This window comes from Lysobacter sp. A421, from assembly GCF_054052145.1.
The window spans coordinates 711,691-735,761 of the sequence record NZ_JBSVRL010000001.1 but is presented as its reverse complement, the minus strand read 5'-3'; the positions used below and the strand labels follow the sequence as shown (position 1 = coordinate 735,761).

At 61.0% G+C, this 24,071-nt stretch carries 24 protein-coding genes; 12 read left to right on the top strand and 12 right to left on the bottom strand.

Going from position 1 to position 24,071, the window contains the following annotated elements:
• The first annotated feature begins 32 nt into the window (after positions 1-32).
• A complete protein-coding gene (locus tag ACW7G6_RS03395; RefSeq protein ID WP_456979462.1) occupies positions 33-800 on the top strand; it encodes a SapC family protein in 768 nt (255 codons plus the stop codon).
• 95 nt (positions 801-895) lie between these two features.
• Here ACW7G6_RS03395 and ACW7G6_RS03390 read toward each other — a convergent pair whose 3' ends face one another.
• The 9 genes from ACW7G6_RS03390 to ACW7G6_RS03350 all read right to left on the bottom strand — a co-directional run bounded on the left by ACW7G6_RS03390 (position 896) and on the right by ACW7G6_RS03350 (position 10,917).
• Positions 896-1,378 carry a type II toxin-antitoxin system HicB family antitoxin gene (locus tag ACW7G6_RS03390; protein WP_456979889.1) on the bottom strand — a complete coding sequence of 161 codons (483 nt, stop codon included), beginning with the start codon at positions 1,376-1,378 and terminating at the stop codon, positions 896-898.
• Positions 1,375-1,563, bottom strand: a complete 189-nt coding sequence (locus tag ACW7G6_RS03385; RefSeq protein WP_456979461.1) for a type II toxin-antitoxin system HicA family toxin — start codon at positions 1,561-1,563, stop codon at positions 1,375-1,377. Before ACW7G6_RS03385 ends, ACW7G6_RS03390 begins: the two co-directional genes overlap by 4 nt.
• 287 nt (positions 1,564-1,850) lie before the next feature.
• Positions 1,851-2,189: a hypothetical protein gene (locus ACW7G6_RS03380; protein ID WP_456979460.1), complete on the bottom strand. Its 339-nt coding sequence runs from the start codon at positions 2,187-2,189 to the stop codon at positions 1,851-1,853.
• Between the two features lie 164 nt (positions 2,190-2,353).
• The gene (locus tag ACW7G6_RS03375; protein WP_456979888.1) at positions 2,354-2,593 is read right to left on the bottom strand and encodes a TraX family protein; all 240 of its coding nucleotides are present in this window, start codon (positions 2,591-2,593) and stop codon (positions 2,354-2,356) included.
• Between the two features lie 79 nt (positions 2,594-2,672).
• Positions 2,673-3,512, bottom strand: coding sequence for a DUF4238 domain-containing protein (locus ACW7G6_RS03370; protein ID WP_456979459.1), 840 nt, complete (start codon positions 3,510-3,512; stop codon positions 2,673-2,675).
• A gap of 385 nt (positions 3,513-3,897) precedes the next feature.
• Positions 3,898-6,138, bottom strand: coding sequence for a DEAD/DEAH box helicase (locus ACW7G6_RS03365; protein WP_456979458.1), 2,241 nt, complete (start codon positions 6,136-6,138; stop codon positions 3,898-3,900).
• A 6-nt stretch (positions 6,139-6,144) separates the two neighbouring features.
• Positions 6,145-7,443: an ATP-binding protein gene (locus ACW7G6_RS03360; protein ID WP_456979457.1), complete on the bottom strand. Its 1,299-nt coding sequence runs from the start codon at positions 7,441-7,443 to the stop codon at positions 6,145-6,147.
• Positions 7,440-9,884 carry a tellurite resistance TerB family protein gene (locus ACW7G6_RS03355; protein ID WP_456979456.1) on the bottom strand — a complete coding sequence of 815 codons (2,445 nt, stop codon included), beginning with the start codon at positions 9,882-9,884 and terminating at the stop codon, positions 7,440-7,442. The genes ACW7G6_RS03360 and ACW7G6_RS03355 overlap by 4 nt, the downstream gene beginning before the upstream one ends.
• 136 nt (positions 9,885-10,020) lie before the next feature.
• Complete coding sequence (locus ACW7G6_RS03350; protein WP_456979455.1) at positions 10,021-10,917, bottom strand: BRCT domain-containing protein; 897 nt, start codon at positions 10,915-10,917, stop codon at positions 10,021-10,023.
• A gap of 445 nt (positions 10,918-11,362) precedes the next feature.
• Here ACW7G6_RS03350 and ACW7G6_RS03345 point away from each other — a divergent pair, with 445 nt between their 5' ends.
• The 6 genes from ACW7G6_RS03345 (at position 11,363) to ACW7G6_RS03320 (ending at position 17,267) form a co-directional block, all read left to right on the top strand.
• Positions 11,363-12,298 carry a DUF6216 family protein gene (locus ACW7G6_RS03345; RefSeq protein ID WP_456997529.1) on the top strand — a complete coding sequence of 312 codons (936 nt, stop codon included), beginning with the start codon at positions 11,363-11,365 and terminating at the stop codon, positions 12,296-12,298.
• A gap of 504 nt (positions 12,299-12,802) precedes the next feature.
• The gene (locus ACW7G6_RS03340) at positions 12,803-13,573 is read left to right on the top strand and encodes an SDR family NAD(P)-dependent oxidoreductase (protein WP_456979453.1); all 771 of its coding nucleotides are present in this window, start codon (positions 12,803-12,805) and stop codon (positions 13,571-13,573) included.
• A gap of 60 nt (positions 13,574-13,633) precedes the next feature.
• Positions 13,634-14,236: an NAD(P)H:quinone oxidoreductase gene (gene wrbA / locus ACW7G6_RS03335; protein ID WP_456979452.1), complete on the top strand. Its 603-nt coding sequence runs from the start codon at positions 13,634-13,636 to the stop codon at positions 14,234-14,236.
• A gap of 150 nt (positions 14,237-14,386) precedes the next feature.
• Positions 14,387-15,274 carry a DUF2306 domain-containing protein gene (locus ACW7G6_RS03330; protein WP_456979451.1) on the top strand — a complete coding sequence of 296 codons (888 nt, stop codon included), beginning with the start codon at positions 14,387-14,389 and terminating at the stop codon, positions 15,272-15,274.
• Between the two features lie 128 nt (positions 15,275-15,402).
• The gene (locus ACW7G6_RS03325) at positions 15,403-16,485 is read left to right on the top strand and encodes a sensor histidine kinase (protein WP_456979450.1); all 1,083 of its coding nucleotides are present in this window, start codon (positions 15,403-15,405) and stop codon (positions 16,483-16,485) included.
• Positions 16,485-17,267: a LytR/AlgR family response regulator transcription factor gene (locus ACW7G6_RS03320; RefSeq protein WP_456979449.1), complete on the top strand. Its 783-nt coding sequence runs from the start codon at positions 16,485-16,487 to the stop codon at positions 17,265-17,267. The genes ACW7G6_RS03325 and ACW7G6_RS03320 overlap by 1 nt, the downstream gene beginning before the upstream one ends.
• Positions 17,268-17,407: 140 nt before the next feature.
• Here ACW7G6_RS03320 and ACW7G6_RS03315 read toward each other — a convergent pair whose 3' ends face one another.
• Entirely contained in the window at positions 17,408-18,304 is an 897-nt protein-coding gene (locus tag ACW7G6_RS03315; RefSeq protein ID WP_456979448.1) for a LysR family transcriptional regulator, read from the bottom strand.
• A 252-nt stretch (positions 18,305-18,556) separates the two neighbouring features.
• Here ACW7G6_RS03315 and ACW7G6_RS03310 point away from each other — a divergent pair, with 252 nt between their 5' ends.
• The 3 genes from ACW7G6_RS03310 (at position 18,557) to ACW7G6_RS03300 (ending at position 20,562) form a co-directional block, all read left to right on the top strand.
• A complete protein-coding gene (locus ACW7G6_RS03310; RefSeq protein ID WP_456979447.1) occupies positions 18,557-19,162 on the top strand; it encodes an isochorismatase family protein in 606 nt (201 codons plus the stop codon).
• Between the two features lie 66 nt (positions 19,163-19,228).
• On the top strand, positions 19,229-20,116 hold the full coding sequence (locus tag ACW7G6_RS03305) for a pirin family protein (protein ID WP_456979446.1): 888 nt from the start codon (positions 19,229-19,231) through the stop codon (positions 20,114-20,116).
• A gap of 8 nt (positions 20,117-20,124) precedes the next feature.
• Positions 20,125-20,562 carry an OsmC family protein gene (locus ACW7G6_RS03300; protein ID WP_456979445.1) on the top strand — a complete coding sequence of 146 codons (438 nt, stop codon included), beginning with the start codon at positions 20,125-20,127 and terminating at the stop codon, positions 20,560-20,562.
• A gap of 376 nt (positions 20,563-20,938) precedes the next feature.
• On the opposite strand, the gene ACW7G6_RS03295 is transcribed toward ACW7G6_RS03300, so the two are convergent.
• Together ACW7G6_RS03295 and ACW7G6_RS03290 are read right to left on the bottom strand one after the other, a co-directional pair.
• Positions 20,939-21,244, bottom strand: coding sequence for a GNAT family N-acetyltransferase (locus ACW7G6_RS03295; RefSeq protein ID WP_456979444.1), 306 nt, complete (start codon positions 21,242-21,244; stop codon positions 20,939-20,941).
• Between the two features lie 171 nt (positions 21,245-21,415).
• Positions 21,416-22,060 (bottom strand): hydrolase, encoded by a 645-nt coding sequence (locus ACW7G6_RS03290; RefSeq protein ID WP_456997528.1) that lies wholly within the window; start codon positions 22,058-22,060, stop codon positions 21,416-21,418.
• A gap of 401 nt (positions 22,061-22,461) precedes the next feature.
• On the opposite strand from ACW7G6_RS03290, the gene ACW7G6_RS03285 reads away from it, so the two are divergent.
• Positions 22,462-23,361 carry a LysR family transcriptional regulator gene (locus tag ACW7G6_RS03285; RefSeq protein WP_456979442.1) on the top strand — a complete coding sequence of 300 codons (900 nt, stop codon included), beginning with the start codon at positions 22,462-22,464 and terminating at the stop codon, positions 23,359-23,361.
• Between the two features lie 401 nt (positions 23,362-23,762).
• Positions 23,763-24,014, top strand: coding sequence for a pirin-like C-terminal cupin domain-containing protein (locus ACW7G6_RS03280; protein ID WP_456979441.1), 252 nt, complete (start codon positions 23,763-23,765; stop codon positions 24,012-24,014).
• Positions 24,015-24,071: the final 57 nt, after the last annotated feature.

Sequence of the window (24,071 nt, the reverse complement as noted above, 5' to 3'; positions counted from 1 at the left end):
GCCTGAAGCACTCAACATCTACAGGAGACATCATGACCACCGGTTTCGCCAACACTACGGATACACCCGCGGCATCAGCACTGCCGCTGTTCTACCGCAAGCCCGCGGTTCTTCACTCGGAAGCGCACGCAAGCTGGCGGTTGAAGGACGGTGATACGGCTTTTGCCGCCAGCACGCCGTATGTGCCGGTCGTCATAGGCGAAATCGGCGAGGCCAGCCGTAGCTATCCGGTGGTCTTTGCCGGCGACACACTCCTTCCCGCCGTGATCCTCGGGCTCTGCGAAGGAGAGAATCTCTTTGTCGAGAAGGGCGCGTGGGCCACGGAACATTACGTTCCGGCTTACGTGAGGCGCTATCCATTCGGCTTTGTTTCGATCCCGGAATCGGAGCGCTTTGCGCTGGCCATGGATACCGCGTCCGAGCGCGTCGTCCGCGAGGGTACGGAGGGCATGCCGCTGTTCGAGGAGGGCGGACCCAGCCATCTGACTCGTCAGGCCTTGCAGTTCTGCGAGGCTTACCAGGTTGAGTTTGTGAGTACGCAGTCCTTCGTCGCCGCGCTTCGGGAACACGATCTTCTGATCGACAAGCGGGCGGACGCGACGCTTGCCGACGGTCGGCGCTACGCGCTGGACGGATTCCAGGTTGTCGATCCAGATCGTTTCAGGGATCTCGATCAGGCGACGGTCGTGGATTGGCATCGCAAGGGCTGGCTTTCGCTGGTCAATCTGCATCTTGCCTCCCTTGGACGGCTGTCGGCTCTCATGGAACGGCAGGTCCGTCGCGTGGCGCAAGGCAGCTAAGTCCCCAGACACCTGACTCCGTAGCAGATGCGATTATTACATAATATGCATTATGCGAAGTATGAGATCTATGCGGCGATGGGCCCTCTTGCTGTTCAAACGATGCTTTGGCGCTTCCTGCGGCTCTTATTCGGTTGCCCCTCTTGGATGGTGTACTTGACCGGAAACTCGGAACCAGACAACGCCATCTCGCGTTGCGCCGCGCGGACCAGGAAGCCCGAGCGGCTTTCACCGTGCGTCTGTGCGTACTGATCGATGCGATGCAATACCAGCGCCGGCACTGTGATGTTGATCTTCGATGCCGGACCCAAGTACTTCTCCACGGGCGCATCGATCACCACCCACACGGCGCCAACGAGGTCGGGGTTCGCCTGGTGCTCGGCCAGCAGCCGGGCGTCCGGCAGCTGTTCGCCATCTTCCAGCATGGCTTCGACATGTAGGTCAATCGCCTCGTACGCGTTGGCCACGGCCTCATCGAACGTGTCACCGGCGGAAAAACAACCCGGAAGATCGGGCACGGTCACGCCGTAGCTCACGCCGTCGTCGGTATGCAGGGCAAGAACGAATCGCATGGTCACCTCCAAGGCCAATCGGCCTGACGGTAGATGCTGCGCAAAGTTGGCAGCGGAATATCGGATTTTGGATGCGGTACGGTCACCCGCCCCGCCCGTCCAGGACGTTTGAAATGGTGGTGTGAGCCCTTCACCCGGACACACTCCCAACCTTCGCGTTCCAATCGCCTGATCACGTCCGCGCTCCTCATGGTGGGTATCATACCCACTATCCGCAAGCTGACGCGCCCGGCCACTTGGCCGACTTGATGGATCAACGCAATGCGCCCTCCCTGCTGGCCTGCTGACTCACCCTGTCCGAACAACTGCGCCGCCCAGCGCTACCGCCGATTGATCTACAACGAAACGCCCCTATACGGAGCGTGGAGTGGCTGGCGGCTTGCTGGTGCGCGGCTGATATCGCCCCCGAGGGACTGGATAGCGCCTCACATGCTAGATCGCTGGCTCTGGCGGCACGGAAGGCTGTTCGAACGGTGAACTATTGCGAGCTGGCCCGGCACGGCTGCGGACGATTATTTTTCAGGGATTGCGCCCAGCCGTTGCCGCTTCGATCAAAGACGGTACCATTGATGCAGGCCCGGCTGATGCCACGTGCTCGCGCCGTGATTGGCCCCTGGTAAGCCGGTAGCTCGACCGGCGCAGATCGTGCCGTAACGCGCTCGGTGACCTTCCCCGGATTGCTTGTGTTGAAACCCCACGCACCGACGAGCGAGCTGATAGTAAGGGCAATCCATGCCATCCGCACCAGATCGGCGACGAGTACGCCCAGGGCAACACCAACAACGAGCTTCCACAGCGGTAACGCTTCGCGGTCCATAGACACGCCCTCCCCCTTTGAGCGAGCAGCGTAGTGCAAAAGCAGTTTGCCATGAGGAACATTCCTCAATCGGTGATTTTACGCAGCGCTTGCCAGCACTACCGCTCCGGGGAACACTCTCGCAGAAAGCGGTTGCCGTGCATTCGAGCTCGCCGGGTTTTGCTTTACGGCACCAGCACGGCAACGACGGCGAACGCGACCAGATGCACCGGGTAGAACAGCCAGAACGCCCAGCGAAGGCGCGGGATCGAAAGGTCAGATCGTGAGGCAAGCCAGACGATGGGCAATGCGAGCAGCGCCCAAGCGTTGAGGTTGACTAGGCACAACGCGAACAACGATCCGACAAGCGCGACGGCGGTTCCCGGTTGCGGACGGCTGAAATACAGCCATGCGGCGATGACCAGGGCAACGCCCGGCCCCGTAGAGGGGTACGGCCCTTCCCGCTCGCCAGCTATCGTTACCGCGTCAAGCTGCCGGCAATCGTTAGAGAATCCGTATCCGCTCTGGACGCGGCTTACGCATGCCCAGCTTCAGCGCCCAAGGCACGGGTTGCTCCGAGTACATAAACCGCCTGGCGTTATGTGCAGTTCGACGATTGAGTTGGACAACCCTACTCGCGCGGGCTTCTCGGAATTGTCGTGACTGTGCGCCCTGTCGATGAGCCAGCAGAGTGATTGAAGTGGAAAGCGGAACGCTCAGCTCAGAGTTGACCCTGCCGATGCCAATGCCGCGGAAGAAGAACAGTGGATCGTCGCAAGTGAGGTACGGGTCGGAGGTGCTGACCAAGAACGTCCAGTCCATGCTGCGAAGCGCTGACATCATCTTGGGAGTAGCGCCGTCCCGGAGCATGTGGTGCCAGTAGTGGTCAGGCGGTCCATCGGCTAGACCATCAAGGATGTCCGATACCCGCTGTTTTCCCTCGGCCGCCACTTCTGCTGGCAGGGTGCCGTCAGCGACCATTTCTTCGATTTGGAAAAAGTACCCTTGCTTGTGCTCCCTAGCGAGTCCGGGAATGTGTGAGGCTGTCCGATCACGACCTGCCGGCACTCGCTTCCACATCGTGAGCAGATAGGTGGCGAGCACTTCTCTCTCGGACTCTTCTATCGGCTGGAACTGACGTATGCGATCGATGGTGTCTTGAGCCGGCCCTTCAATCTTCTCCGCCAGATGCCGTTCCAGCTCATCGGGCCACAGTCCGTTGACGTTGGCTTCTGACTTCGGTTGGCCACGGCGTGTGCGCTGCTGTTCCAAGTCGTGGACCCAGAACCGCTCGTCTACCGCAAACCCATTGAGGTAGTGCTGGGGCAGGTAGTGATCTCCCATACTGTTCGGCTCAATTGGCGTCTGAGACAGTCTTCTCTAAGTGGTGCCGGAGGATCTCATGCACTTTGTCAGCAGCTCCCACAGTAGATGGTCTGCGGTTCAGGGTCCGGGTAATCATGAAGGCTGCGCTCATGGGCGACTCCAAGGTCAAGATATCGAGAGAATCAGCGACTGTCGCAGGCTTGTTGAGCCAAGAAGCGCGGCTAGATAGTGCCCCGATTGGACGCATCCTGCGGGTGCCCCCAAGGTAGGAAAATTCGATGTGTTGAGGTCGTTTGGCCGGCGTCTCCAGGCTATCTCGCTGCGGGAAGCGCGGGGAGGCGATCCACAGTCCCTACCCCGATAAACATCCCTAACTGCCGTGCTCTGGGGCGGCTGCTTTCGGCTAGGAGTGGGTATTAGACAGAATATTCTCCCGAGAAGTTGTCGTTTTCCGAGCAGAGGCCAGTCGAGCAAGCCAAGCCTGCGCCTCGTCGAGATCGAGGTTAGAGCTCGCGTAGGTTTCTCGCAGCAGCTTGGGCGAAAGCAGTTCATCCCATTTTTGTCTGGCCAAGTTGCCGGCGTTAGCCAGCAACTCATCGGCTGTCGGGGTATCGTCCAGACCGATGTCGGCCAATAGATCCTCGAGTTCCTCCAGACTCCGCTCGGCGCGCTGGATCTCGACCCCCAGCCTGCCAGCCGCTGCGCTCACGCCTCTTGCCATCAACAGGCACGCTATGGCCTCGTTGGCAGGATCACCCAACCAGGTCAGCAGAATCGCTTGGCTGCCCTGATCAAGGAGCACACGATCTTGCATCCCTATATCTTGGAAGGCCATACGTCCTTCATCAAGAAAGCGTTGTGCCTCGGTGTCCAGATAGCCTAAGACTTCGGTATGCAAATAGAGTTCGCGCATGCGTTGTCGCACGCGGGTGTGAACTTGGCCGGCGCCACCATTGAACAGCGGTGGGGCGCCTGCCCGAGCGGGCACGACATGGATCGTCTTGTGCGCCTCATCGATGTCCTGGACTTCCCAAGTGCGACCCCCAAACAGGATTCGCTGGCCGGGAACGATCATCTGCGAGACCGGCAGGGTTCCGAGCGTCTTCCCTCCAGAGACGATGCGAAACTCCTTATCGCTAGTGAAGGCCGCATAGAACGAATGGTGGTTGACGATCTTGTCGCCGATCCGACCATGAAGCAGCAGGCCGGAGTGATCTTGGGTCAGGATTTCCTCGTTCCCCAATGTTCGAAGGAGGTCGGTGAAGCTTTCCTTGGACACGCCCTCAAACGGACCGGATGAGGCGCACAGCAGCCGGTAGGCCTGTCCAGCTTGCAACCCACCGTATTGCGCGATCGCCGAGAGCAACTGCTGGATCAGGGTGGAGTAGTGCGCTCCGTGCACCGCAGGCGGCTCGAACCAGTGTTCCAACAGCAAAGAGATAACCGCTGCCGTGTGGACGGTGTTCAATCGAAGCCGCGTCTGCAGGTCGGCTTTCTCGTCCTGCGCGTCTTCGATGACGTAGCCGCGCAGGATGGCCGGCTCGCCCTTACGCCGACCTGATCGGCCCAAGCGCTGTCGCAAGCTAGCAACCGACGGCGGCCTCCCGATCTGGACCACGCTTTTGACCGCGCCGATGTCGATGCCGAGCTCCAAAGTGCTGGTGCACACCGCCGAGGCCGGTCGCTCTCGCTGTTTGAGTGCCGCTTCAGTCTCGTAGCGGATCTCCTTGGACAGGTTGCCGTGATGCGGCCAGAACTCTCGCGGTAGCTGAGCTTGTTCGCACAGCGTGTTCAGAATATGCGTGTATCGCTCGACTTCCTGGCGGCTGTTGGGAAAGATGAGATTGTTGGATCCACGTAGCACCTTGAACATGTGCTCGGCAATCGCCAGTGGAGCTCGATCGGGCGTAGGGCCGTTGTTTCGTGACACGCCAACGGGGGGCAGCGGTTCCTCGAACCCTTTGACCTTGATGAGTAGTTGCCCACCGCTGGAGTCGGCATTCACGATGGATACGGCTCGATCGGCCCGCAAGAACCGGGCTGCCAAGCTCATGTCGCCAAGTGTGGCCGACAGTCCTACGCGCGGAACTCTGCGCCCAAGCGTGATCTCGATACGATGCAGGAGCGACTGCAGCTGTTTCCCTCGTTCTGAGCCGATGAAGGCATGAAGCTCATCGACGACAAAGAATGCCGTTCGCTTGAACAAGCCAGCAACACTGGTGCCCCGGAGGCACAGCGTGGCCTCCAATGACTCGGGCGTGATGAGCAGCACGCCGTGCGGCTTGGCCAGGAACTTGCGCTTGCTAGTGACCGTAATGTCCCCGTGCCATGGCCACACCGGGATCTCCAGGTTCTCGCAGAGGCGATCCAGACGCCCGAACTGGTCATTAATCAGCGCCTTCAACGGACTGACATACACGATCAGTCCCCCGTCGGGCTGCTGGAGCAAGTGCGTCAAGGCCGGAAGGAACGCGGCCTCTGTCTTCCCCGAAGCGGTACTGGCCGCAACGATGACATCCTGGTCACCCGGTAGGATCAGCGGGATGGCCTTCTCCTGAACCTCGCGCAGCTCACCCCACCCCTCGGCCCACAGGTAGTGCTGGATGCGAGGATCCAGCTGCAGGAAGGCTTGGGAAACCGACATCGTCGATCAGAGCTTGAAGGACGCTAGTTCGTCATCCGGGTCGACTGCAAGGTCGCCCTTGCCACCTTGGTCGGTCTCAACCGCGACCTCGCCTATCAGGCTCTTCCAGTCCGTATCGGGATTTTGCTCCAGGATGGCGAGCAGATTGATGAAGGAAGTGATCGTCGTGCGCGGGGTGCGGAAGAAGCTGTCGCCGATGCGATTGGCACAGTGCTCCATGAAGCTGGCGATTGCCGAGTCCGGTAGCAGGTAGCGCTCCGCGTCGCCCCCGGCATAGACATGGCGGATCTTGCCCAGCAGCAGGTAGAAGTCCTCAAGGGTCAGACTGGAAAGGCGAAGGATTGGGCCGGTAAAGTCGACCAGTTCGCCCGTTGCGAAGGCATTCTGGGCCAGGCGACTCTGGAGCGCTGAATAGCTGTAGACGCCACGCCGCGGATCCATGAGGAACTCTGGGGTGCCGCCCAAAACGAAGCCCAGACCTACAGCAGTGCCCTGCAGTGAGTCATTGAGCATGCGCAAGATTTGCTCGTAGTTGGAACTGCGCGCCTGTGCGTTGGCGAGCTTGTAAAGATTGACTAACTCGTCGAGGCACACGAACAGCCCAGCGTAGCCGGCTAAGCGTACAAAGCGGGCCACGAGCTTGAGTTGGTCGTAGACGGACGCGTCATCCACGATGGTCCTGACGCCCAAAGCCGCCCGTGCATCGGTCCGGGTTGAGAACTCGCCCCGCAGCCAGCGGATGGCATCGGATTTCAGCTGCTCGTTGCCTTCCTCTGCTCCACGACAGTAGGCGGCTATGACATCGGCGAAGTCATAGCCGTTGACGAGTTCGGTCAGCTGTCCCAGCTTCGAGCGAATGACCTGCTCGGTCGTCATGCCCTGCGCTTTGGCCTCCGACTTGGCCGTGCCGATGAATTTCTCGACCACTCCGGCCAAGGCGCCACCTTCGGGTTTGGTACGTGTGGCCAGATTGCGCATGAGCTCGGCATACAGCGAGCGAGCTTGTCCACCCGAGGCGTGCAGTCGACGATCGGGGTTGAGGTCCACATTGGCCACAACGAGCTTGCGCTCCATGGCAATGGCACGGATCAGGTTCAGGAAGAATGTCTTGCCGGCGCCGTATTCGCCGATGACGAAGCGGAATGAGGATCCGCCGTCGGCGACCCGGTCGATATCCGCGACCAGCGCCTCGATCTCCCGGCCGCGAGCGACCTGAATCAGGTGTTGGCCTGCGCGAGGCACGACGCCCGCGCGGAGAGATTGGATGACGGCATCGCGATCTTTGGGACGGATTAAGGCACTCATGCTTCGATTTTCTCAAGTAGTTCGGTATTGACGGTCACGGGATCATCGCCTTCGCACACAGGCTCGTCGAACGCATCGAACGCCGCTTCATTGATCTGCTCCAAGACACCATCGAGCATGAGGTCGAGATCAGCGGCCACATCCTCCAATTCCAATCGCGACCATTCCGGTCGTGACAGCAGCAGGCGCAAGAAGGCGGCATGGGCGTCGTCCAAGCCAAGCAGCGGAGATGCCTCGCATTCCGGCTCTGGCTCGGGCTCTGGCGCAGATGTCGGCGGTGGTGCGCTGGCAGCTTCATCAGTGAAGATCTTCGACAGCAACGCCGAAACCCTGGCGGTGTCTTCCTGCAAGGCGGCGATGCGGTCGGCATCCAGTCGGAACCCTTGCTCTTTGGCCTGCGCTGTCGATAGAGGTGCGCCACCAGCGCCGACGGCATGGACATCGCTGAACACGCGCTTGGAGTCAACCCCAAGCGCCTTGTACACCTTCTCCAGGAACTTGACCTCGTCCGGGGACACGAACCCATCGGATTGGGCCAGTGTGACCATGAAGGCTGCAAGCATCTCGCGCGCAGTGACGGGAAGCGGTTCCAGCTTCTTCTTCAGGCCGGCCAAAGTCGGCGGGGCCGCCGTCAGCCATTGCAAGTGAGCTTGGAGCCGGCGGCGTTCGGCGGGTGTCAGGTGCGCCCACCCCGTAATCTCGGCCCGCAGGTGCGAAACCTCGTGTTCGTTGAAATCGCCATCGGCGTTCGCCATAGCGACGGCCAGCTGCAGAGTCAGCGCGGCGGTCTGATACTCGGCTCCCGAACCAACAACTGCGTCCAGCAATGGCTGGGTAAATAGGACCACTGTGTCCTGCTCTCTGGGTGCTTTCGCATCGGCCAGTACATGTGGCTCGAAGCCGATCTCGTCCCCTTCCAAGGCACGGGCAAGCCCACGGACGCGGGCCCGATTGATCGGCAGCCCGGCTCCGTCCAAGGCTTCCAGCAACTCTTGCAGCGGCAGCGAAAGGCGACCGTCGCGCATGCGGCTAGTCAGCCCCTGCAGCTTGGCTTGGGCGGCGGGCGGCCACAGCGTGGCGGGCAGCAACAGAAGTCCTTCCAGGCTGCTGGCGGCCGCAGGGTCTCTACCCATCAGCCGACTGTAGGATCCGAGTTCGTCTGTGCACTGGCTGGCGATCTCGCCCAATTTCTTGATCGGCGTGGTGAGAGCAGTGACATCCGGAATGTCACCGAACCCCATGGTGATGGTGGCGCCGCGGAGTCCGGCCGAGGCAGCTTGGTAGACGAACTTAAGCTTGGTCCGGTTCTTCGGCAACACCAGGCCCGATCCAAGGGCTTCGTGGTATCGCTGAATGAACAAACGCTCGAACTCATCAGGACAGCGGGTGGCGGCTGTCCGCAAATTGATGTCTGGGTCCAATCGCACCCATGCCAGCGCAAGATGCGCGGGAACCGGTGCACGATCGACCGCAGCCTGCCCAAGCGCCAAGCGCAAGTAAGGGGGCAGTTCGTAAGTCCTCGGTAGATCCGGCACGGGTTGCCCGTATAGCTGGCCCGAAGCGCCATTGAGTTCGATCCAACTCACTAGCTCGCCGGCGTAGCGCTTGAACGATCCCGATTTCTCCCCGTAGATCAAAAGCAGCCGCCGTAACTCGGCAATGATGGCTGGCCATTCTTCTTTCGCCGAAGGATCATCGCGCGAATCGATGATGACCCGTCGCTCAAGACCATAGAAGAACAAGAAGACGTAGCCGATATCACAGTCAGGGTGCGAGCGCCCTTCCGACAACCAGTTCAGATAGGCTCGCCGCTCGTTCGGTGACGCGTCAGCGTAGCTAGGCCAGTAGCTCATCTGGCGGGAGCGGTAGTCTCCCACGCGCGCCACATTGAGCTGACCACTAATTAGGCAGGGGGCGGTGATGCCGCTGGGTGCCCGCAGGCGTCCGCCGACGTAGATCATACCGCCCGGTAAATCCACACCGGCGACTATGACGTTCTCGCCAGGTGGCACCCAGCGTCCATCCCCAAAGCCCGAAGGCGCCTTCGGGATAGCATAGGAGGAGCCGGATTTTTGGGCAGGGACCGGAGCGGAATAGAACTCTTCGGTCCGCGCCGGTGTGGAAGCAGATGCGCTATGGCTTGGAGTGCTTGGCGGTGCCGTGCTGGCTGCGAGCGTGGTCCGCATCCGAGGCGACAAAGAGGACCGGATCCCGCCGTCCGTCAACTCTGCCAAAGTCGGTTGGTGTTGGGTTTGGAACTCTTCGGCGGCAACCGCGGCCGAGTTGGCCTTGTTGTTCAGGTGTTTGATGACGAGATACGCCACCAATCCGACACCACCGAGTACCCCGAGCCCGATCCAGGCTTCCTTGGGCACCGCTGCAATCAGGACCAACGCCCCCAAGAACAGCCACAAACCACCCCCAGACGAACGTTTTGCCACCTCGGTTTCTCCTCTCCTGCGACCCGCGCTCACCTCGCGCGTATCCCCAGTCCGGAGCATACGCCACGCCACAACGAGCATCCCGACAGCAGGCGCTCTATCAATGCCCCTCGGAAATTTTTCCGGAAACGGTGAGCTAGCTTAGCTCTGCTATCGCGTCATGAAAGTCATGCTCATGGACGATGAGCAACATGGAGCCTGCCTTCCGTAGCTCGATGGCCTTCTCAACCTTGCGGCCGTAGCAGGCATAGGCCCAGCACGGATTTCCGTCGGCTCCAATGACTAAATAATCCACCTTCTTGGAGAGATTCGGCGCGAGTTGGCCGCCCAATGCAGTAATTGTTTCTGCAATCTTCGCTCTGGGGTACCGACTGGAAGCACCCGTGAAAACGAAGTGCTTCCCGTCGAATATGATTTCAGGACAGACGGCACAGAGGCCGACAATCGCCTGATTCTCGTCCCTCAGCACGGGACTAGTGAGGGTTCGGTCATCGGCTAGTGAAATAAAGTCAGAGAAGAACGAGTGCAGCAATTGGTGCTCGCGCTCATCGATGCGTCGGTCCTTGAGCACCGAGGTGATCAGGCTCCCGACCTCTTCAAAGGGCCAGCACCTCTTGAGGTGATCATGATCGTCCATCCACTCAGCCAGCCCGCGTAGCTCCTCCTCGGTGATACGCGTGTCCGCAATGATCCCGCCGAGAACCGCATGAAGTCGCTGTAGATCGGCGGTGATCCTGTCGAAGAACTCAGAGGATCGAAGCCGCTCGCACAGCCAAGTCAACTCATCATGCTCTTCCGCCGTAAGGACTCCGTCCCCTATGGCGGCTTCCACGACCAGTATCAACTCGTTGAACGGGTGTCGGTTCCTCAACTCCTGATGCTCGGAGAGCCACAGGCTTAGGAACCCGAGTTCGACATCATTGATGGCGCCATCGATGGCTATGCCTTCGACGATCCCCATCAGTGAATTTACAGCCTTGTCGAGGCGAGCCTTGCCGTTGAATTTCAGGTAAGGCAGGTGATCTGTATGCATGGCGTCGCTCCCCAACGAATCGTCCAACCCCAGAGTAGCGCTTTGCGATCAAGCTCACACTGCGCGACGTTGAGACACGAAAAAGCTCCAAGGCTCCCCTGAGGCTTCTCTTCAGGCGTCCTAGCGAGCCCCTAATCCTCCGGCTCTTCCTTCCATAATTTACTGATCTAAAAGGCGACACGGCCATTGGTTCCGAAAAATGGATTGGCACCATTGAACGACCGCCTAGGGTCGGAAGCTGCCCTTCCCTACCCCCCTCCCGATAACGCTCCCTAACCGCCTTTTGTCAAGGATGGTTCTGCTGTCGGAAAGAAGCGGACACCCATGGCCGCGACTTCGATAGGAAGGCTATCCACGCCACTAGGGAACTGCGTCATGGTAAAGGTTGGCAGTTCTTAGTCGTTAAAACGGACTGGCACCTCTACTCAGGACATCCTGACTTCATATGAACATGAACATGAACATGAGCTGGGAAAGCATCATTGCCGGCATCCCTGCCCTCGTATCATTGGCAGGCTTCTTGCTGGCAGCACTACATATTTGCTGGCGAGCAGGATCCCTGCACCCGCTCAACAATCGACTTCTACGCCTTTTCATTAGCAGGGACGACATTCAAGACGAGCTCGTCAGGAAGAACCTATCAGATTACTCTGCGCTTGCCGTCTTTCGGATGACCTATGGCATTCCAGCCCAGACCCTAAAGGACGCTAAGGAGATCATCGGCAAGGCCGAGTCTCGCAACATACCCCTTGATCTTGTGGGCAGAGCACGGAGTGCTTTTGAAACTACCAGCTTTACGATCAACCCTCGAAAGCGGCCTCACCCTGTAGGTATCGCTCTCTCGGCATTCCTGCTCTTTGTCATTTTCTGGTTCGCTGCGGTTTTGGGGCTGGGCGCTATGGAAGACAGGCTGCTCGCATCATTGAAGGCGACCGGAACTTGGGTTTGGCTGGACGACGGCGAGGCACAGCTGGTGCTCCCCTTGTCTTCCGAGCAGCGCACGATCCTGTCGGCTGCCTCATGCTTAGGAGATCCTGGGGCGCCGCATAAAGAGGCTCCAACCGGATTTCACGCGAATGATCCGGCCATTCTCTGCGATATCTGGCGAGACCCGTCAGTTAAAGCTGAACTCACCAAAGCAGTTCGCAAGCAGCGGCAGACGGTCTCATTTGCAGCCATTTTCTTGTTTTGGACCTGCTTCGTGTTGTACAGCCTCATAAGGCGAGCCGTAGCCATTCGGATCCTTGACCGTCTTGTGATGCCGCAGTCAGCCATACCCCCTGTGATCGGCAAGCACGAACGCTACCGAATTCTTCTTCTCGTCAGGCTAGGAACGCGGCTCGATTGGCGCTTGCGAGTGCCGCGAAAGCGCAGTTCATGAGTGCGGGTCGCGAAGAGGAAATGGCGCCCTGCCGCTGCAGCCGCCATCGGCGCGTTACCAACGACGTTTGGCCCGCTGCCGTTGAGCGCTGGTGACCTTGTTGGCTATGTACAGGGATACCCTGCCCGCGATAACGCTCCCTAATCCCCTAGCCTGCTCCGCCCTGCCATGGTCGACGTTTGCATCCTGCATCCGACCAGCCGCACTGCTCCTCGGCAGCGCGGCCATCATTGCTTTGGCCAGTCCAGTCCAACAGTTGCTCCTTGCAGGCCATGTCGGCGGGTGCGCGGCGATGGTCGTCATCGGAGCCGGCGCCTTCTCGATCGCTGCTCGGCGTCACGGGCGTCGCGTCATCCGTCTCCAGCCCCACACCCCGGATCGAGGGAGCGACGACTGACCCGTATGCGGATGTCGTGTGTACTGGAACGCTGTCAGTCTCCAATGACGCGGCAGCTGATCGCAATAAGACCGTCTGCTCCGGCGAATCGGAGAAAGGAGACCAATATGAGAGGCCTCAAGAACAAGGTTGCAGTCATCGCGGGCGCGGCGCCAGGCAACATCGGCGGCGCGACCGCCATCCGCCTTGCTGCAGAGGGAGTGAAGGTGGTGGTGGCCGACTTCAACGCACCCGCTGCCTCTGCCGTTGCCGACGAGATCCGCGACAGCGGTGGGATCGCACGGGATCGCGCGTTCGACATCACCGACGAAGCGTCGGTGAAATCCCTCATCGACCATGCAATCGACGAGTTCGGCCGTATTGACGGCCTCTTCAACGTCGCCGCCGATTTATCGGCCCGGACGTTTGGAAGCGACAGCGACGTCATGTCGGTACCGCTCGACGTGTGGCGCCACACCATCGACGTGAACCTGTCCGGCTACATGTACGGCATCCGCCACGCCATGCCCATCATGATCAGGCAAGGCGGCGGCGCGATCGTCAACACGATGTCGAGTTCGGTCTGGATGGGTGAAACCAACCACGTCGCCTACCAGTCGTCGAAGAGCGGGCTGATCGGGTTGACGCGGCATTCGGCGAGTGTTGGGGGGAAGCATGGTGTCCGCACCAACCTCCTGTCGCCGGGCGTCATCCTGACCCAAGCAGCAATGAACGGTACATCCGAGGAATGGCGCGCGGAGATCCTGAAGGGCGTCCGTTCCCCTCGGCTGGGCCACCCCGACGACATCGCATCGATGGTCGCCTTCCTGTTCTCCGATGACGCGTCCTACGTCAACGGCCAGTCCATCCTGGTCGATGGCGGCGCGAACTTCACATGATTACCACCCAGAGGACATCGCCATGATCCAAGCCACCGCCACACCACTGGAGCAACGAAAATGAGCAAGATCCTGGTCCTGTACTACTCCGCTTACGGTCATGTAGAGCGCATGGCACAAGCGATAGCCGAAGGCGCACGCGAAGCCGGCGCGGCGGTGGATATCCGTCGTGTGCCTGAAACTGTTCCAGAGAACGTCGCCAAGGGTGCGCACTACAAGCTCGACCAGGAGGCACCGATGGCCAGTGTGGACGAGCTTCCCCAATACGATGCGATCATCATCGGGACCGGGACGCGCTACGGCCGCATGGCCTCGCAGATGGCGAGCTTCCTCGACCAGACCGGTGGTTTGTGGGCGCGTGGAGCGCTGAACGGGAAGGTGGGCTCAGCCTTCACCTCCACCGCGACCCAGCACGGGGGACAGGAGACCACGCTCATGGCCATCCACACGAACTTGATGCACTTTGGCATGGTCTGCGTTGGTTTGCCCTACAGCTTCCAAGGGCAGATGCGGCTCGACGAGGTCACGGGCGGCTCGCCTTACGGTGCGTCGACCATTGCCGGCGGCGACGGCTCGCGCCAACCCAGCGAGAACGAGCTCGAAGGGGCTCGGTTCCAAGGTCGTCTGGTCGCCGACGTCGCCTCAAAGCTTGCTGCTACCTGAGCTACCTGGCTGACAGATAGCGCGAATCCCGCCATTCGTCGGGGCCTGACGTAGTTCAACACCTTCATTACGCCAATCATCGGGATGCCCTCTACCCGGGCCCAATCCGTCCGCGAGACTGTGCTGGTCAGTCATCAAGGAGGCCGTCTCATGAATACGTTTTCCCGTGCTGCTGCCACCGCGGTGGATCACAGCAACGCGTTAGTTGAAGCGGTGCAGGTTTCCAACGCGCTGCGGCGGGAACGATTCGCGGGCGCTGCATTGCGCGCAACCGCTACATTCTGGTTCGGCATGGCGGTACTGGGCCAGCTGGTGTTCGCGACCTATGTGGTGGGCTTCTATGGACGCGTAACGCTGCAAGGTCAACCGGAACGCTGGAACCAGGTGATGCCGCACGGTTACGTCGCAGGCGATACGTTTTTCAACCTCGTTCTTGGCCTGCACTTGTTGTTTGTCGTGGCGATCATCACGGGTGGAGTGTTGCAGCTGATTCCGCGAATCCGCCGCAGCGCGCCGGCGTTCCACCGCTGGAACGGGCGCGCCTACCTGCTTGCCGCTGCGATCCTCAGCGTGGGCGGTCTGGCTATGGTGTGGCTGCGGGGTGGCATGGTCGGCGACCTGCCGCAACACTTGGGAGTCAGCCTCAACGCGTTGCTGATACTTGGCTTCGCCGCCACCGCCTGGCGTCATGCGCGGGCACGCCGATTCGATCTGCATCGTCGCTGGGCGCTGCGTCTCTTTCTGGCGGTAAGCGGAGTCTGGTTCTTCCGCATCGGCCTGATGTTCTGGATCGTGGTGAACCAGGGACCAGTCGGTTTCGATCCGGAATCGTTCACCGGGCCATTCCTGAGCTTTCTGAGTTTTGCGCAGTACCTGCTGCCGCTGGGCGTGCTGGAACTCTACTTTCGGGCGCAGAAACGCCGCGATTCACGCGGCCAGCTCGCCATGGCGGCAGATCTTGGCGTGCTTACGCTGATGATGATGGTCGGCATCGGCGCCGCTACCGCGATCATGTGGTTGCCACATTTACACGCATAGTCGGCGAGCCTTGTTGCTATTGTCGTTGCGGACGGGCACAGGCTGGCACGCGTCGGATTCATCGCCCATCACGTGCAAATATCCCGCGACGCGCTGCGGCGCGCGCCTTACCGGATTATTCTCACGCCATGCTCTCTTCCGCCATTCCCGCAAAAAAGCATGGTCTGGCATTGCTGCTCGGATGGCGGCGCCTGCGATTTACGCTGTCCGCATCGATCGCCCTCGGTTTGTTGATCAGCGTGGGCTTTACCTCAACACTGTTGTCGGTACTCGCCCGGGCCGTCGCGATCGGACTGTTCGCGATGCTGGTGTTCGGGTTGTTCGAGCAATGGCCCACGCGGCTGCCGGTCTGGCTTGCGCGCTGGGTGTTGCAGGTGCTTGGCGTGGCGATGGCCATGCCGCTCGGTACGTACATAATCTACATACTCATGACCGACACCGGTGCACTGCCGTTCTGGCAGGATGAGGAACGCCTGAGTGGCTTTGCGATGTTCAGCATTCTCGGGGTGCTGGTGGCGCCTTGGGCGGCACTCGCGGCGTTGGTGTGGCAGAAGGATGCGCTGGCGCGCCATCAAGCCGTCGCCTTTGAATTGGAACGCAGCGAACTCGAGCGCCAGGCGCTGGATGCGCGCCTTCATCTGCTGCAGGCACAGGTTACCCCGCACTTCCTGTTCAATACGCTGGCCAACGTGCAGGCGCTGGTTAACACCGGATCGCCGCGGGCTTCTGCCGTCCTGGACAGTCTGGTCGCGTACCTACGCGCAGCCGTACCCCGCCTGCACGATCCGGCGACCACACTCGGTCAGGAGCTGCAGCTGGTTCGGGCCTATCTCGAATTGATGCACATGCGCATGCCCGATCGACTGCAGTTCGCCCTGCACGTGGATGAGTCAGCCCTGAGGCTGCGCTGCCCGCCGATGACGCTGCTGACGCTGGTGGAAAACGCTGTGCACCATGGCATAGACCCAAGCGAGGAAGGTGGCCGCATCGATATCTATGTACAACGACGCGGCGGCCGCTGCATCCTACGAGTTACGGATACGGGCGTCGGCCTGCAAGCTTTGGGCAACGGGCTGGGCACCGGCCTTTCGACGCTGCGTGAGCGCCTGCGGTTGATTTTCGCAGGTGCGGCAGAGCTGCGGGTGAGTGCGCAGACGCCGCACGGCGTCTGCGCCGAACTGGATATCCCGGCGCTTGGAATGAACGACTGATGCCTCCACACCCAACTGCATTGATCGCCGACGACGAGCCACTGTTGCGCGACGCCCTGGCGCACCAACTGGGTCAGGCATGGCCGGAACTGGAGGTGATTGCGCAGGCACGCAATGGCCGCGAAGCGATTGGGCACTTCGAAGCCCGACGCCCCGACGTGTGCTTTCTCGACGTACAGATGCCGGGCCTGTCCGGCGTGGAAGCCGCACACCATATTGGGCGTCGCGCACATGTGGTGTTCGTCACCGCCCACGACGAATACGCCGTACAAGCCTTTGCCGCAGGCGTACTCGACTACTTGGTGAAGCCGGTGCAATCGGCGCGGCTGGTCGAGACGGTGGCACGCCTCAAGGAGCGCTTGCAGGCGGCGCAGCCGGCGTTGAACACCGAGGTGCTGCTGCAACAACTTGCCGCACAGTTGCAACGCGACGCGACGCCGGCACCGTTGCGCTGGATTCGCGCACAGGTCGGGCAGACCCTGCGCCTGATACCGGTCGAGGACATCGACTTCCTGCGCGCCGATGCCAAGTACACGCTGATCGCCTGGCGCGGCGATTCTGGTCAGCCCAGCGAGGCCCTGATAAGCACCGCCCTGAAGGAACTGGTCGCACAGCTCGACCCCGCACACTTCGCGCAGATCCACCGATCCGTCGTGGTCAATCTCCGGGCTATCAGCCATGTCGTCCGCGGCGATAACGAAACCGCCGGCATCCACCTGAAGGGGCGCCGTGAGGTGCTACCCGTCAGCCGCAGCTATCTGCACCTGTTCCGTACGATGTGAACGGTCTGTCTCGCTGGTATCCCTCAATCCTCTCTTGAAACATCGCCGTCACTTCAAAGCTGCAGATCAGGTTTTGGTCGCACTAAAGAACACATGCGTATCTCCGGCATCGACGCAGTCGGCCTGGTGCATCGCACCGCTCAGACAGGGGCGGTTTCCGGCACCAGCGACGCTTGATCAAAGCACTCGATGAGCAATTCGGTCAGTGCCCGTACTTTCCGTGCTGGATGCTTGCCTGGTGGGCGGACAACAAAAATGCCTGCCGGAGGCAGCGGATAGCGCGTCATGATCCGGACAAGCCTGCCGGACGCCACATACTCACTGATGATCGCATCGGGTAGCCACGCGATACCGAGTCCTGCTACGGCGGCGGTAACGAGCGCAGTCGCGTTGTCGGCCTTGAAACGCCCCCTTGGATGCACCGTGACGAGCTCGTCGCCATGCATGAACTTCCAGGCTTCGGTTCCCTTCATGAGTGCCTCGTGGGCCAGGATCTCGTCCGGCGCCTCAGGGGAACCGTGAGCTTTGAGGTACTCAGGGCTCGCCACAAGGCTTCCATAAACCGGCCCGACGCGTCTTGCGATCAGGTTGGAGTCCGGGAGATAGCCAACCCGAATGGCGCAATCGAAACCCTCGGCGACAAGATCAACCATCAGATCGGTGTAGCTGGTATGGATGTGGAGCAGCGGGTGGTGTTGCGCCATCTGCGCGAGCACCGGCGCGAAATGCGCCGGGCCAAAAGAAAGCGGCGCGGCGACGCGCAAACGCCCGAACAGGTCCCCGTCGGGCAGGATGGTTTCCCTGGCCAGGTCGATCTCGCTGCAGGCTTTGGCCGCAGCATCGCGAAACGTACTCCCGGCTTCGGTAAGCGCCGCGCCACGCGTGGTGCGTGCTAGCAGCTGGATACCAAGTTCCGCCTCAAGCCGGACCAATCGCCGGCTGACGATGGACTTCGAGACTCCAAGCCGGCGCGCTGCTGGGGAAACCCCTCCCGCATCGGCGACTTCCACGAATGTCCTGAGATCTTCAATGTCCACCTCGGTTCTCTCGATCTCGCGACACAGCCTGACATGGATAGTACCAGCCCAGTGTTCCGGCTTATGCGACACAGCATGACGCGAGAACGGGCTACCGATCCACGCAGGGGAGTGACAACGTATCTCCTCTGAGGCAGCGCACCAGTCCGCGCACGCCTTGGGGAAAAATCAGTCTCCCCTACTCTACCTGCAGAGGATGTAAGCATGCCCTTCCGTAACGGTCTTGACTCTCTACTTCGTCCTGAAGACTCGGTGCTCGTTCTGATCGACCATCAGCCCTTCCAACTGGCGAACCTCAACAGTCACGACCCGCACATGGTGGTCAACAACTCCGCGGCACTCGCGAAGTCCGCCAAGGCGTTCGGCGTGCCAACCATACTGACCAGCGTGGTCGGGGACCGTGGCGGCCACATCTTCCCCCAGATCACCGATGTGTTCCCCGGCCAGGAGGTGATCGATCGCACCACCCTCAACACCTGGGAAGACAAGAAGGTCGTCGATGCCGTGAAGGCGACCGGCCGCAAGCAGCTGATCATCGCAGGCCTCTACACCGAGATCTGCGTCGCGATGCCGGTGATCCACGCGCTCGGCGACGGTTGGGACGTGACGGTGGTCACCGATGCATGTGGCGGGGTTTCCGTCGAGTCCCATGAGGTGGCCATCCAGCGCATGATCGCCGCCGGCGCCAATGTGATGACCTGGCTGGCGCTTGCGTCCGAATGGTATCGAGACCACGCACGAACCGAGCACGCCGCCGAGTTCGTGAAGGTGCTCCAGCATCACGCCGCGGGTAGCGGCATTGCGTTCCTGTGGGAACAGCAGCTGCTCGATACGCCCGTCGCTGGCAGCGCGGGATGACCTGAGCAGGTACGAGGAGCTGGCGAGGCCGGTAGGTAGCCGGCGACGTGCGAACGGAGACACGACATGATTGAACTGATCATCGAACAACGGCGCCGGCAGCTTGGTGGCGGCATGGAGGTCGGCCGCGTGCTGCCCTTCGCCGAACGCCGTATGGTCGGACCGTACATCTTTTTTGACCATATCGGTCCCATGGACATCCCGGCCGGTGTGGACCGCAGCGCCGACGTGCGTCCACATCCGCATATTGGCCTGTCCACCGTCACCTACCTGTTCTCCGGGGAGATGATGCATCGCGACAGCCTGGGGTATGAGCAGGCGATTCGCCCCAGGGAGGTCAACTGGATGACCGCCGGCCGCGGCATCACGCACAGCGAACGGTTCGAGCGCGCGCGGGCGCAGGGCGACCACCTGCACGGCATCCAGGCCTGGGTCGCGCTGCCGGCCGAGTACGAAGAGATGGATCCTGGCTTTTCGCACCACGCCGGCGACGACCTGCCGCAGTGGAGCGACGGCGGTGTGCACGGGCAGCTCATCGCAGGCACCGCCTACGGCCTCACCGCGGCCGCAGCGACGCATTCGCCGCAGTTCTACGCGCACCTCGACATGGACGCAGGCGCGACGGCGGAAATCCCCGCCGGTTATTCCGAGCGCGCCGTGTACATCGCCACCGGTGCGGTGGAATTCGACGGCGTCACCTATACCGCCGGCAGGATGCTGGTCCTGGGCAAGGACGCATCACGGCTGCGGGCCGTCGAGCATTCGACGGTGATGGTGCTCGGCGGGGAGCCCGTCGGCGAGCGCTTCCTCTACTGGAACTTCGTGTCGTCATCGAAGGAGCGGCTGGCGCAGGCTGCAGCGGACTGGAAGGCCGGCCGCATGAAGTTGCCCGACGCCGACGATGCCGAGTTCACCCCCCTGCCCAACGATCCCGCGCCCGCCGCCATTTCGTGAGGCCTGCGATGAAAGACGACACAAAACGGCATGCCAGCCTCACCCTCGGTCGGGCACAGGCCCATATCGGTGATGTGCCCTATGCGGTGACGATGCGTATCGATGGGCACGCGATTGTCGCCGACGAACCCGAGGCGTTGGGCGGGCACAACGCTGGCCCCCGACCGTTCGGGCTGCTGCTCGGCGCGCTTGGCGCATGCACGTTGATGACGCTGCGGATGTATGCCGAGCGCAAACAGTGGCCGCTGGTCGCGCTGGACGTGCAACTGCGCTACCTGCGGCCTCGCGAGGACGGTGCGGATCGTATCGAGCGGGTGCTGGAGATCGTCGGACTGGACGACCCACAACGGACGAAGCTCGCCGATATCGCCGAACGCACGCCGGTGACGCTGGCGATCAAGAGTGGTGTCGCGATCGACACGCGTCTTGCTGCAGAGGCGGCATAACACGCACCTCCGCTGGTTGTTGCCGATCGGCAGCTTCGGGGTGGCAGGCACACGGTCACAACCAACTGACATCGATGCGGGCTGCCGATTACCCCTCCCCCGTACAGACCTGACGGAGTTCACCATGAATACGCTCACAAAAGCCCAGGCGACCGTCGCCAAGATACGCACGTTTGACCGCGCAAGGGGTCGAAACGCCCCAGCAATGAGTTTTTGTCCCTGAACGTTTGGACCACAGTTGCCCTGCACTGCGCGACCAACTGGATTCGGAACCGCTCTCCGACGGGCTCGCCGCCAGGAACCATCACTCGCCGCAGAGTGTTCCGAGGCGCGCACGCGCGAGGAATAGCATCACGATCGAAAGTGCGTCACCCACCTAATGCTGGATGACATCGGCCCACTCCGGATGCTTCAGCGACTGCGCTCGCACGTAGGGGCAGAGCGGTATGACGCGATAACCTTTGGCGCGGGCATCCGCGATCAGGGCCTCGACCAGCGCCAAAGCGGCGCCCGTGCCGCGGAGCGTATCGGGCGCCAAGGTGTGATCTGCAATGACAAGCACATCCGAAACTTTCGAGATGGTCAGTTCGCCCTCTCCGTCGATACCAGTGATACGGGCGACAAAGCGACCCTTGTGGCCTTTATCCTCGTATGAAATCAGAACCGCAGGTTTCTCAGTCATTTCAGCCTCTGTGAACATGATGGATAGGATGACTACACACCCGACCGGCACACGCCACCGCGGGACCGGCTCAGAGCGATGAATAGTTCGCTCTTTCGCATTTCTCCTTGCAGGCTGCTTGGTGGTAGTCGAAGTAGCGACAACTACCACCAGCAGATGTCAGACGTTCGCCTACCTCTTGGCTGATTCCTCGGCCGCCTTTTCGGCGTTGAAACCACCGAAGTTCTCGAAAACACCCATGAAGCCCGGGACCGTCGCCTCACGCGACCAGTCGCGTTGCAGCTCACAGTACATCTGTACCCGGCTGATAAGCTTCACACCCGCCTGCTCCATGCGACGTAGCGCCGCCTCATGCGCAGCCAGAGAAGTGCCGCCGACCGCATCGACAGGCACATAGACCTCATAACCTTCCTGGATCGCGTCGAGTGCAGGAAAGATCAGGCACGCTTCGGTCCAAAGCGCGGTCATGATGAGCTTCCGGCGGCCAATCGCCTTGACCGCCTCCTTGAACCCCGTGTCCTCCCAGCTGTTGATCGACGTGCGGTCGTAGGTCGGCAGGTGTCCGAGCACCTCCTGCAGTTCTGGAATCGGCGGCTTGTTGCGACCCGTCGCGATATTGACGGTCGAATGAATGATCGGAAGGTTGTAATTCACCGCCGCCTTGGCGGTGCTCACGATGTTGAACACCAGTTCGTCGCGCGGCATCGAGCGAATCGACGAGACCTGGACAGGTTGGTAGTCGATGATGATGAACGCCGAGTTCTCGGGTGTCAGTAGTTGGTCGGTCTGGGGATTGCGAATCGTTTCACTCGTCATAGCATTCTCTGGTGTTGTACGGGAGATTGGTTCTGCGGCAACAAACGCCTGCGGCGACGTAGACGGGAAACAGAATTGTGTTGTTTCCATGCTTGCTACGGTAGTCGTGTTCTGTGGCGAGCTCCGTCGCAAAAAGAGGAACACCAACGCGGACATCGAAGAACTGCGGACGTTCGTGCTACTGGCGCTTATCACCCATCAGGTGACTTGGCCGCCGTCAACGTCCAGCTTCAGCCTTGGCTCATTCACGTCGATGGCGGAGCGGACAGACTGAGCGGATCATCGGCGGTCTCCGTCGGGAAGTTGCCTGGGTCTGTAGGCTGTGCTGGCGCAACCTTTCGCTGAGGTTAGCGATTCTGTAGCGTTGCACCAGCCACATAATCTGGAAACTGGAGTTGCTGATGTCGGAACGCGTGCCCATAGACTTGCTGGATGTAATCGCGTTCGTTGAGGTGGTCGAGACGGGAAGCATTACCAATGCTGCCGCGCGCCTTGGCATCGCCAAGTCCATCGTCAGCCGCCGCGTCAGTCGCCTGGAGGCCGCCCTCGGCGCTCAATTGCTGATCCGAACGCCGAGAGGTACGACCCTGACCGACATCGGCCGCGAGTACCATGTCCGCGCTGGCGCCGGCCTGGCTGAACTGGAGTCGGCGCAGGAAGTTGTCAACAAACTGACAAGCGAGGTTTCCGGCAACCTCCGCATCCTGGTCCAGACCGCATTCGGCGAGTTTGTGGTTGCACCGCTGCTCGCCGAGTTTGCGCGGCTCCATCCGCGCGTCCAGTTCGACATCCGCTTCGAGGATCGTCAGGTGGACATGAACACTGAAGCCTATGATCTCTTGCTCTGGGTGGGTCCTGTCTCGGACCAGGCACTCATCACGCGCAAACTGGCCAGCGTCCATTGGGTCATCGTCGCCAGCCCGGACTATCTGGATACACAAGGACGACCAAATACACCCGCTGAAATGACCGCGCACGATGCCCTGCTCCATGCCATGGACACCGGTCATTGGCGTTTCCAGGGTCCCGGAGGCTGGGAACACGTACGCATGAACTCCAGCTTCCGCACCACCAACGGGCATATGCTCCTGGCTGCGGCGCGTGCGGGTCTGGGGGTGACCCTCGTCCCGAGGTTCATGGTTGCCGATTTGCTGGCGCGGGGTGAACTGGAAGCGGTGCTGCCTGCCTATCCGCACGAAGGCGCCGATCTGCATATCTTCATGCCAGCTGCCCGGTCCCGTATCGCCAGGGTGCGAGCGTTGGTGAACTTCCTGTACGACAGGATCACCCCGGAGGTCTGAGCAGGTCGACTGTGCTTGAGGCCGGCAGGTGCCAAGCTGCCACAACCAGCGCAACACCAAGCAATGCAAGGGCGGTAAACGCGACGGCAGAAGCGCTACTGGGGCCAGGTGGTCGCCAGCGGCTGTCGATCGACTGGGCAATGGGCGTGGCTACACTACGCCGATCGCGAATGCCTGTTCTGCCAATACAATCCGCGCCATGAATATTGCTACGGCGAAGCGCGCGACGTCTCCACGCCCGAGCCAACGAAGGTTCAACAGGGGCGTCTGGCGGGGCGTCTCAATCGCACCTGCTACCACCAACGCCGGTATGGCGATGAAAAGCGACGCGACTATCCACGGAGCCTGAAACCAGCCCACAACGTTGCCTCAAAGCCCGGACGGTGGGCTGGACGCGACCCATGGGCGACGGCGACGGCGACAGCCTGCTTGCGTTGCGGGCAGGTGAAGGTGGCGCTCGGGTATTGCTCTACGCCGGCCAGCCACAAAACATTTCGGTGGTTGCAAAGGGACCGTTCATCGCCGGGTCCCAGGAGGAACTGGCCGGCTACTATTCCGCCTATCGCCAGGGGAAGTTCCCCCACGCCGGCACGATGCGTCCTGTCACCTACTCCAGGGATGGCAGTAGTTCGACTACTCGGGACCCAGTCTGACAAGTCGTTGTTCGTTCCAGCGTTCCCATTCGTGCAACACAGCCTGACGAGAGACAG